Source organism: Paracoccus lichenicola (assembly GCF_009708075.1).
Lineage (GTDB): Bacteria > Pseudomonadota > Alphaproteobacteria > Rhodobacterales > Rhodobacteraceae > Paracoccus > Paracoccus lichenicola.
In genome coordinates this window covers 1-8,293 of record NZ_WMBT01000030.1, presented here as the reverse complement: position 1 = coordinate 8,293, position 8,293 = coordinate 1, and the positions used below count along the sequence as shown (strand labels likewise).

General features: G+C 68.5%; 9 protein-coding genes. 1 reads left to right on the top strand and 8 read right to left on the bottom strand.

All coding sequences use genetic code 11. From position 1 onward, the window contains the following. Positions 1 to 197: 197 nt before the first annotated feature. From GIY56_RS17675 to GIY56_RS17660, 4 genes are read right to left on the bottom strand one after another with little or no spacing between them, the layout of a single operon-like run. Positions 198 to 770, bottom strand: a complete 573-nt coding sequence (locus GIY56_RS17675) for a cob(I)yrinic acid a,c-diamide adenosyltransferase (protein WP_154766171.1) — start codon at positions 768 to 770, stop codon at positions 198 to 200. Then, positions 770 to 970: a twin transmembrane helix small protein gene (locus tag GIY56_RS17670; RefSeq protein ID WP_154766170.1), complete on the bottom strand. Its 201-nt coding sequence runs from the start codon at positions 968 to 970 to the stop codon at positions 770 to 772. The genes GIY56_RS17675 and GIY56_RS17670 overlap by 1 nt, the downstream gene beginning before the upstream one ends. 27 nt (positions 971 to 997) lie before the next feature. Continuing rightward, on the bottom strand, positions 998 to 1,819 hold the full coding sequence (locus tag GIY56_RS17665) for an SDR family NAD(P)-dependent oxidoreductase (protein ID WP_328288593.1): 822 nt from the start codon (positions 1,817 to 1,819) through the stop codon (positions 998 to 1,000). Continuing rightward, complete coding sequence (locus GIY56_RS17660; protein ID WP_154766168.1) at positions 1,816 to 2,307, bottom strand: SH3 domain-containing protein; 492 nt, start codon at positions 2,305 to 2,307, stop codon at positions 1,816 to 1,818. The genes GIY56_RS17665 and GIY56_RS17660 overlap by 4 nt, the downstream gene beginning before the upstream one ends. A gap of 120 nt (positions 2,308 to 2,427) precedes the next feature. Here GIY56_RS17660 and parC point away from each other — a divergent pair, with 120 nt between their 5' ends. Next, positions 2,428 to 4,668 (top strand): DNA topoisomerase IV subunit A, encoded by a 2,241-nt coding sequence (gene parC, locus GIY56_RS17655; protein WP_154766167.1) that lies wholly within the window; start codon positions 2,428 to 2,430, stop codon positions 4,666 to 4,668. 257 nt (positions 4,669 to 4,925) lie between these two features. Here parC and GIY56_RS17650 read toward each other — a convergent pair whose 3' ends face one another. The 4 genes from GIY56_RS17650 to GIY56_RS17635 all read right to left on the bottom strand — a co-directional run bounded on the left by GIY56_RS17650 (position 4,926) and on the right by GIY56_RS17635 (position 7,995). Beyond that, the gene (locus GIY56_RS17650; protein WP_154766166.1) at positions 4,926 to 5,834 is read right to left on the bottom strand and encodes an SDR family oxidoreductase; all 909 of its coding nucleotides are present in this window, start codon (positions 5,832 to 5,834) and stop codon (positions 4,926 to 4,928) included. A gap of 57 nt (positions 5,835 to 5,891) precedes the next feature. Continuing rightward, positions 5,892 to 6,476 (bottom strand): cytochrome b/b6 domain-containing protein, encoded by a 585-nt coding sequence (locus tag GIY56_RS17645; RefSeq protein ID WP_154766165.1) that lies wholly within the window; start codon positions 6,474 to 6,476, stop codon positions 5,892 to 5,894. Further along, positions 6,476 to 6,931 (bottom strand): c-type cytochrome, encoded by a 456-nt coding sequence (locus GIY56_RS17640; RefSeq protein ID WP_154766164.1) that lies wholly within the window; start codon positions 6,929 to 6,931, stop codon positions 6,476 to 6,478. Before GIY56_RS17640 ends, GIY56_RS17645 begins: the two co-directional genes overlap by 1 nt. Positions 6,932 to 7,068: 137 nt before the next feature. Further along, positions 7,069 to 7,995 (bottom strand): tellurite resistance TerB family protein, encoded by a 927-nt coding sequence (locus GIY56_RS17635; protein ID WP_154766163.1) that lies wholly within the window; start codon positions 7,993 to 7,995, stop codon positions 7,069 to 7,071. Between the last annotated feature and the right edge of the window lie 298 nt (positions 7,996 to 8,293).

Below are 8,293 nucleotides of genomic sequence, written 5' to 3'. Positions count from 1 at the left end.
CCCGTCCGCCCGAACCCGCGCCTTCACGTTGTAGTCGATCACCCGCTTCACGGGCACGAGGATCTTCATGGGCTGCGCTCCCCTTAAATCTGCATGTCGGGGGCAGTGTTACCGACGGACCGGCGGGCTTTACAACACAAAAGCGTCCCCCGACGCTGCGTTTGCGTCGGACATCCCGCCAAGCGAACGGTTTGGCGTCAGCGGCTGGCCCCCGGAACCCACAGGATGTCGTCGGTCCCGCCGTTGTTGGCGACACGGGCCGCGACGAACAGCCAGTCGGACAGGCGGTTCAGATACCGGACCGCCGCCCCGTTCACGTCGCCGCCCGTCGCCAGATCCGTCGCGCGGCGTTCGGCCCGGCGCGCGACGGTGCGCGACAGGTGCAGATGCGCCGCAAGGGGCGAGCCGCCGGGCAGGATGAAGCTGCGCAAGGGGTTCAGGGCGGCGTTCATCGCGTCGATCTCGGTTTCCAGGCGCGTGACCTGCGCGTCGATCATGCGCAGGACCGGATGGCCCGCCTGGCCATCCGCCGCCATGTTCGGGCGGGCCAGATCGGCGCCCAGGTCGAACAGGTCGTTCTGGATCACCCCGATCCGGTCGGCCAGATCGCCGGACGCGTGCAGGCGGCACAGGCCCAGGGTCGCGTTCAACTCGTCCACGGTGCCATAGGTCTCGACCCGGGGATCGTGCTTGGCGACGCGGCTGCCGTCCGACAGGGCGGTGTCGCCCCCGTCGCCGGTGCGGGTATAGATGCGGTTCAGGACGACCATCAGCGGCCCCCCAGCCAGACGAACAGCATGATCAGCGCCACCGCGACGGCCTGCGCGATGAGGCGCCAGCGCATCATCCGGTTGCCGTGCCTGCGGTTCCAGTCGCCGCCCTTGGCAAAGCCGCCAATGCCGGTGGCGAGGATCGCCAGCACCGCCAGCATTGCCAGCGCGATCACATAGAACAGGGGACTGTCGGTCATGCGTGCCGCCTTTCGTTGGCCCCGACCCTAGCCGTGGCGCGCGAACCAGTCCAGTGCGCGCGTGGGCAGAAGCCGGCGCGCGGTGCCCGACATCCAGGTGGGGGTCGTGACGTAATAGCGCGGGCGGGGCCGGGCGGCGGTCAGCGCGTGGACGATCCGGTCGCTGACGGCCGAGGGCAGCAGCTCGAACCGGTCCTTCTTGCCGGATGGTTCGTAAAGCCGCTTCAGCAGGCTGCTGCGGTATTCGTCGGCCCGCGCGCTGCCTTGCCAGTTCACCCAAGCCTCGAAATGGGGGATCGCGTTGACGCGGATGCGGCTGGCGATGGGACCGGGTTCGATCAGGATGACGGTGACGGGGGTGCCCGCCATCTCCAGCCGCAGCACGTCGGTCAGGCCTTCCAGCGCGAACTTGGTCGCGACATAGGGGCCGCGCCAGCGGATGCCGATCAGGCCCAAAACGGAACTGATGTTGACGATCCGCCCGCCACGGTCCCGGAAATGCGGGATCAGCCGGACGGTCAGGTCGTGGGTGCCGAACAGGTTCGTCTCGAAGATCGAACGCAGGGCGCCGCGCGGCATGTCCTCGACCGCGCCGGGTAGGGCAAAGGCGGCGTTGTTGACCAGGGCGTCCAGGGGGCCGCCCGCCAGAACCTGTTCCACCAGCCGCGCCACGCTGTCCCCGTCGGACAGTTCCAGGGGGTGGCACTCCATCCCCTCGGCCTGGCGGGCGGCGATGTCCTCGGGGCGGCGGCAGGTGGCGACGACCTGCCAGCCCAGCGACTGCATCCGGCGCGCGGCGTCCAGTCCGATGCCGGACGAACAGCCGGTGATCAGGACGCGTTTGCTCACGGGGCCGCCTGCGACAGGAAGCGGCCCGCGACATAGCCCGTGCGCCCATTGGGGTCGCGGATGTTCACCCATTCCGCATCGGTCGGGCCAAGCGGCTGCACCGCCGCGCCGCGCGTCAGGGCCGTGACGACCCGGTCCCCGGTCGAGGGACCGGCGCGCATGTTCACCCGGTCGCCCGTCACGTAGAGGACCGGCCCGTCGGGAAGGGACACGGGGGCGGGGGCCTCGCCCGCATGTTCGGGCGAGGGTTGCAGCGCCGGGCCGGGAAACCGCTGCACCTGCTGGGGGGTCTGCGTCGCGGCCTGGACCACGGCGGGGGTGACCTGGGGCGGCGGCGCGACCGGCGACGGCGCGCCTTCCTCTTGCGCGGCGGGCCGCGGTTCTGGCGCGGGGCGGCGCTCGGCGCGCAGGTTGCCCTGGCCCCAGACCGACAGGACCAGGAACAGTGCTGCCAGGGTGGCCAGCATCAGCGCGCCCAGTCTGATCATGCAATGCCCCCCGAACCCCTTGGGGCCTTTTAGCCCATGATGCCGGCAACGCCAACGCCCGTGCGGCCGTTCCGCGATTCCTGCTGGACCGCGCGTCTGCCCCGCCCTATTTCATGCCGCATGTCCAAGCTGCCCATCGACCCCGACGCCAACACCCAAACCGAACCCCTCAGCCGCGCCATCGGCGAGCGGTATCTGACCTATGCCCTGTCCACGATCATGCACCGGGCGCTGCCCGACGCGCGCGACGGGCTGAAGCCGGTGCATCGCCGCATCCTTTATGCGATGCGCGAATTGCGGCTGGCGCCCAACGGGGCCTTCCGCAAGTCGGCCAAGATCACCGGCGACGTGATGGGCAACTATCACCCCCATGGGGACGCCGCGATCTATGACGCGATGGCGCGGCTCGCCCAGGATTTCGCCATGCGCTATCCGCTGGTGGACGGGCAGGGGAACTTCGGCAACATCGACGGCGACAACCCCGCGGCGGCCCGATACACCGAGGCGCGGCTGGCGCTGGCGTCCGAGGCCCTGATGGACGGGCTGGCCGAGGATGCGGTGGATTTCCGCCCGAACTATGACGGCACCTTGCAGGAACCGATCGTCCTGCCCTCGGCCTTCCCGAACCTGCTGGCGAACGGCGCCTCGGGGATCGCAGTGGGGATGGCCACGAACATCCCGCCCCACAACCTGCACGAGGTGATCGACGCCTGCCTGCACCTGATCAAGACGCCCGACGCGCGCGACGACACGCTGGCGGCATTGGTCAAGGGGCCGGACTTTCCGACCGGCGGCGTGATCGTGGAAAACGCCGACACCATCGCCGAGGCCTATCGCACGGGGCGCGGCGCCTTCCGGGTGCGCGCCCGCTGGATGCAGGAGGATCTGGGCCGGGGCCTGTGGCAGATCGTCGTGACCGAGATCCCCTATCAGGTCCAGAAATCCAAGCTGATCGAGCGTCTGGCCGAACTGATCCAGACCAAGCGTGTCCCGATCCTGGCCGATGTCCGCGACGAATCCGCCGAGGACATCCGCATCGTCCTGGAACCCAAGGCCCGCACGGTCGATCCCGAGCAGTTGATGGCCGCGCTGTTCCGGGTCAGCGACCTTGAGATCCGCTTCAGCATGAACATGAACGTGCTGATCGACGGCCGCGTGCCCAAGGTCTGCGGCCTCAAGGAGGTTCTGCGCGCCTTCCTGGACCACCGGCGCGAGGTGCTGGTGCGGCGCGCCAACTACCGGCTGGACAGGATCGCCGCCCGGCTCGAGGTGCTGGAAGGCTATCTGGTGGCCTACCTGAACCTCGACCGCGTGATCGCCATCATCCGCCACGAGGACGAACCGAAAGCCGTGATGATGGCCGAGTTCGGCCTGACCGAGGTGCAGGTCGAGGCGATCCTGAACATGCGCCTGCGCGCCCTGCGCAAGCTGGAGGAGATCGAGCTGCGCGCCGAACGCGACGCCCTGCTGGAGGAACGCGGGGGCCTGGAAGCGATGCTGGCCGACGAGCGCGTGCAATGGGCGCGCGTCAGTGACCAGCTGAAAGAAGTGCGCAACCTGTTCGGCAAGTCCAAGCCCGCAGGCCAGCGCCGCACCCTGATCGCCGAGGCGCAGGAGATCGCGCCCGTCGATCTCGAATCCATGATCGAGCGCGAGCCGCTGACCGTGATCCTGTCCAAGATGGGCTGGATCCGCAGCATGAAGGGCCACCAGCCCCTGGACGCCGAGAACAAGTTCAAGGACGGCGACGGTCCCGGCCTGGCCATGCACGCGGAAACCACCGACAAGCTGATGATCTTTGCCAGCAATGGCCGCTTCTACACCCTGCCCGCCAACACCCTGCCCGGCGGCCGCGGCATGGGCGAGCCGCTGCGCCTGATGATCGACCTGCCGAACGAGGCCGAGGTGATCACCATGTTCCCCTGGCGGGCGGACGGGAAATACCTGGTCGCCTCGAAAGCGGGGGACGGCTTCATCGTAGGGGCAGGCGACATCCTGGCGCAGACCAAGACCGGCAAGCAGGTGCTGAACGGCGAGGCGCTGCTCTGCCGTCCGGTCAGTGGCGATCATGTCGTCGTGGTCGGCACGAACCGCAAGATGCTGGTCTTCCCCGTGGCCGAATTGCCCGAGATGGCGCGCGGCAAGGGCGTCAAGCTGCAGAAATACGGCAGCGGCGGCGGCTTGGTGGCGGGGGATTCGTTGTCCGACGCGGCCTTCATCACGCTGGCCGAGGGATTGCGCTGGCAGGAAAGCGGCGGCCGCACCCGGACCGAGCCGGACCTGACCGAATGGCTGGGCAAGCGGTCCAGCGCCGGGCGCATGGCCCCCCGCGGCTTTCCGCGCGACAACAGGTTTAACTGACGAAGGGCTGAAGCCCTTCGATGCCTTTTCGTTCGGGGGCTTCGCCCCGCCCGCCGCTGTGCGGCGGTCTCCCCAGGATATTTGGGGCGAAGATGAAGGGGCGGCCCGCTGCCGCCTTGGCATGATGCAACGGGCAGCGGGCTTTCACCTTCGACGGTCATCGGCGTCCCCGCCTGTACCGTGATCGCATGATGGCCGCGAAAGTCTTTCATCTTCGTTAAAATATCCCCGCCGGAGGCAAGAATCTTTTCTTTTGCCTACAGCCCGCTGCCGCCGACCGATCCGAAATACTCGCCGGTGATATAGCTTGCCTCGTCGGAGGCCAGCAGCACATAGATCGGCGCAAGCTCGACCGGCTGGCCGGGGCGGCCCAGGGGCTGGTTCTTGCCGTGTTCTGCAGCCTTTTGGGTCGGCTGCCCGCCCGACACCTGCAGCGCGGTCCAGTAGGGACCGGGGCAGACGGCATTCACGCGAATGCCGCGCGGGGCAAGCTGCTTGGCCAGCGACTGCGCGAAGGCGACGTTGGCTGCCTTGGACTGGGCATAGTCGAACAGGATGTCGGAAGGCGAGAAGGCCTGCACGGACGAGGTGATGATGATCGACGCGCCCGCCCTCAAGTGCGGCAGGGCCGCGCGCGTGATCCAGAAGGGCGCATAGACATTGGTCTTCATCGTCGCGTCGAAGGCCTCGGTGGTCAGATCCTCCAAGCTTTCGCAGAACTGCTGGTGGCCGGCGTTGTTGACCAGGATGTCCAAACCGCCCAAAGCTTCGACCGCCTGGGCGACCAGCGACTTGCAGAAGTTTTCGTCCCGCAGGTCGCCGGGGATGGCGAGGGCGCGGCGGCCCTCGGCCTTGATCAGGGCGATGACGTTGTCGGCGTCTTCCTGTTCGGCGGGCAGGTAGCAGATCGCGACATCGGCGCCTTCGCGGGCATAGGCAATGGCGGCGGCCGCGCCGATGCCGCTGTCGCCGCCGGTGATCAGGGCGCGCTTGCCCGTCAGGCGGCCGGTGCCGCGATAGCTGGTCTCTCCATGGTCGGGCAGGGGGTCCATGCGGCAGGCAAGGCCCGGGGCCTGCTGTTCCTGCCGGGGGAAGTCGGGCCGGGGCAGGCGCGGATCCCGGATGGCGCCGCTGCGGAAGGGTTGGTCGGTGGTGTCGGCAGGCATGGGGCTTTCCTTTTCGGTTGCCCTCTCCAACATGGCGCGCGCACAGGGGTTCCCCCCTTACCGCCGCCGCACCCATTTCCAGCCGTCGATCATCGGCCGCACCAGATCCTCGCGCTTCCACAGGCGATAGAACAGGATCACCGCCCAGTGCAGCAGGACCAGGATCAGGATCAGGTCGGCGCCCCGGTTGTGCCAGCGCAGCGCCATGCGCGACGTTTCGGAACTGACCGTTGATGCCAACGGACCGACATTGATATAGTCGTCGGGATCGGCGAACAGCCCGGTCGTGACCTGCAGGGCCAGCACCCCCAGCATCGCGACCACGGCCAGCGCGCCGACCGGGCTGTGGCCAGGCCAATAAGTGGGATGGGGATGGATCATTTCCCGGGCATAGGACACGACCGCACGGGGACCGCGCACGAACCGGGTGAAGCGGGCGGTCGCCGGGCCGACGAAGCCCCAGACCAGCCGAAAGACCAGCAGCGCGATGACCCCGTAGCCCAGCCAGAAATGCAGGGTCATGTCGGACGGGCCGATCTTGCCCAGCAGCCAGTTCGCGATCACCAGCACCGCCAGCGTCCAGTGAAAGACCCGCAGCGCCGGATCCCAGATCCGTTCGCGATGCGCGGCCCCGCCCGCCATCAGTCGTCCTTGCGGTAGTCGTCGTGGCAGTTCTTGCAGGCCCCGCCCAGCTTCTGCAGCACCGGACCCAAGTTGCCCTGGCCGCCCTTGACGGCATCCGGGCTGCCCGCCGCCGCCTCGCGCAGGGCCACGAAGCTGGCGCGGAAATCGTCGGGGTTTTCCCAGATCGCGGGCAGCGCCTCGGATTCGGGCATGTCCTCGGACGAGGTTCCCTCGACGAACAGCGCCGGCGCGTCGTATTGCGTCAGCGCGACGATGTTGGCGGCGGCGAGCGTCGCCGCGGCCTCGTCATAGGCGATCTCTCCCTTGGCCATGCCGGCAAGCTGGCCCATGTTGATGCCCAGCATCTTCATGAAGCCGTGCCGTGCCTCGACCGCGTCCTTGGCGTCCTGGGCTGCGGCAAGCGTGGGAAGGGCAAGGGCTGCGGCAAGGGCGATCGCTTTGACGGGGATCATGGGCTGGCTCCTGGCGGGACTGGCTGTGATGACGGAACTGTCCGGAAAAGAGTGGCAGAGGCAAAACGCTGGATCAATCGGACTGAAGGACGATCACGGATTTGCGAAGGCGGCCCCCGAAGGGGCCGCACGGGCGGTCAGGCGTTGGGGTTGGCCACGCCGACCTGACTGTGGATCTCATCGATGGCGGGGCGGTCTAGCTTCAGCGCCTGCGCCAGGCGGCCCAAGTAGCGGACCTCGTCGTCGTGATCCAGGTCGATGGCCAGCAGCGACATCAGGTAGACCTGCGATTCCAGCCCCGCCGGCACGTCGCGGGCCAGGGCCTCGGGGTCGATGGGGGCGGCCATCTGGGTGCGGATGAACTGGCGTTCCTCGTCGTCCAGATCGTCGCCCAGCTTGCCCAGCAGACGCTGCTTTTCCGCGTCGTCGATGGTGCCGTCGGACTTGGCGGCCTGGATCATGGCCCGCAGCATCAGGCCCGCCACGGCGTTCTGTTCGGGGGTCGGCGCGACCTCGGGTTCGCCCTGCTTGACCACGGCGTCGTTGAACAGCTCGCCGAAGCTGGCGTCGTTGGTGGGCTGCGAATCCTTGCGGGCCAGGCTGCCGGCCATGCCGCCGGCCGCGGCGCCGCCCAGAAGGCCGCCCAGCAGATCGCCCAGGCCGCCGCCCGTGCCCGCGCTGCGGGTCTTGGGACCGCCGCCCAGTTGACCCAGCAGGTCGCCCAGGCCGCCGCCGCCCGTGCCGCCCGTGCGCGCCCTGCTGGTCAGGCCGTCCAGCAGCCCGCCAAGCCCGCCCGAGGCGCCGCGCGACTGCGGCCCGCCATAGGGCGTGCCCTGGCCCGTGCCGCGACCGCCCAGGACCTGCCCCAGCATGTCGTTCAGGCCGCCGCCGCCGGTGCGGGTGCCGGTGTTGTTGCCGAACAGCTCGCCCAGCAGGCCGCCCTGGCTGCGGTTCCGGGTCACCTGGCCAGGCCGGCCTTGCTGGTGCTGCTGCATGGCCGCGCCGATGCCCTTGGCAAGAATGACGCCGGCCGCGACCCGGCCCAGGGTTTTCATCAGGCTCATGGAAAAAACCTCCTCCGATACTCGGTGCTGTGGGCGGCTGTGCCGTCCCGTTCATCGTTCCCCGAACAGAACTGTGCCGCGAATGGTTCCGGCGGGCAATCGGCGCGTGCCCCGTCCCGGCCACAAGCCGCCCGCGCGCCCTTGATTTTTCCCGGGCCGGCTTATAAATCGCGGCGCACGCTTAATTCGGGGCCGTCTCGCCATGCCCCGCGATCAGGAGAGGCCGTAGATGGCAAAGGCAAAGTTTGAACGGACGAAACCGCACGTCAACATTGGCACGATCGGTCACGTTGACCAC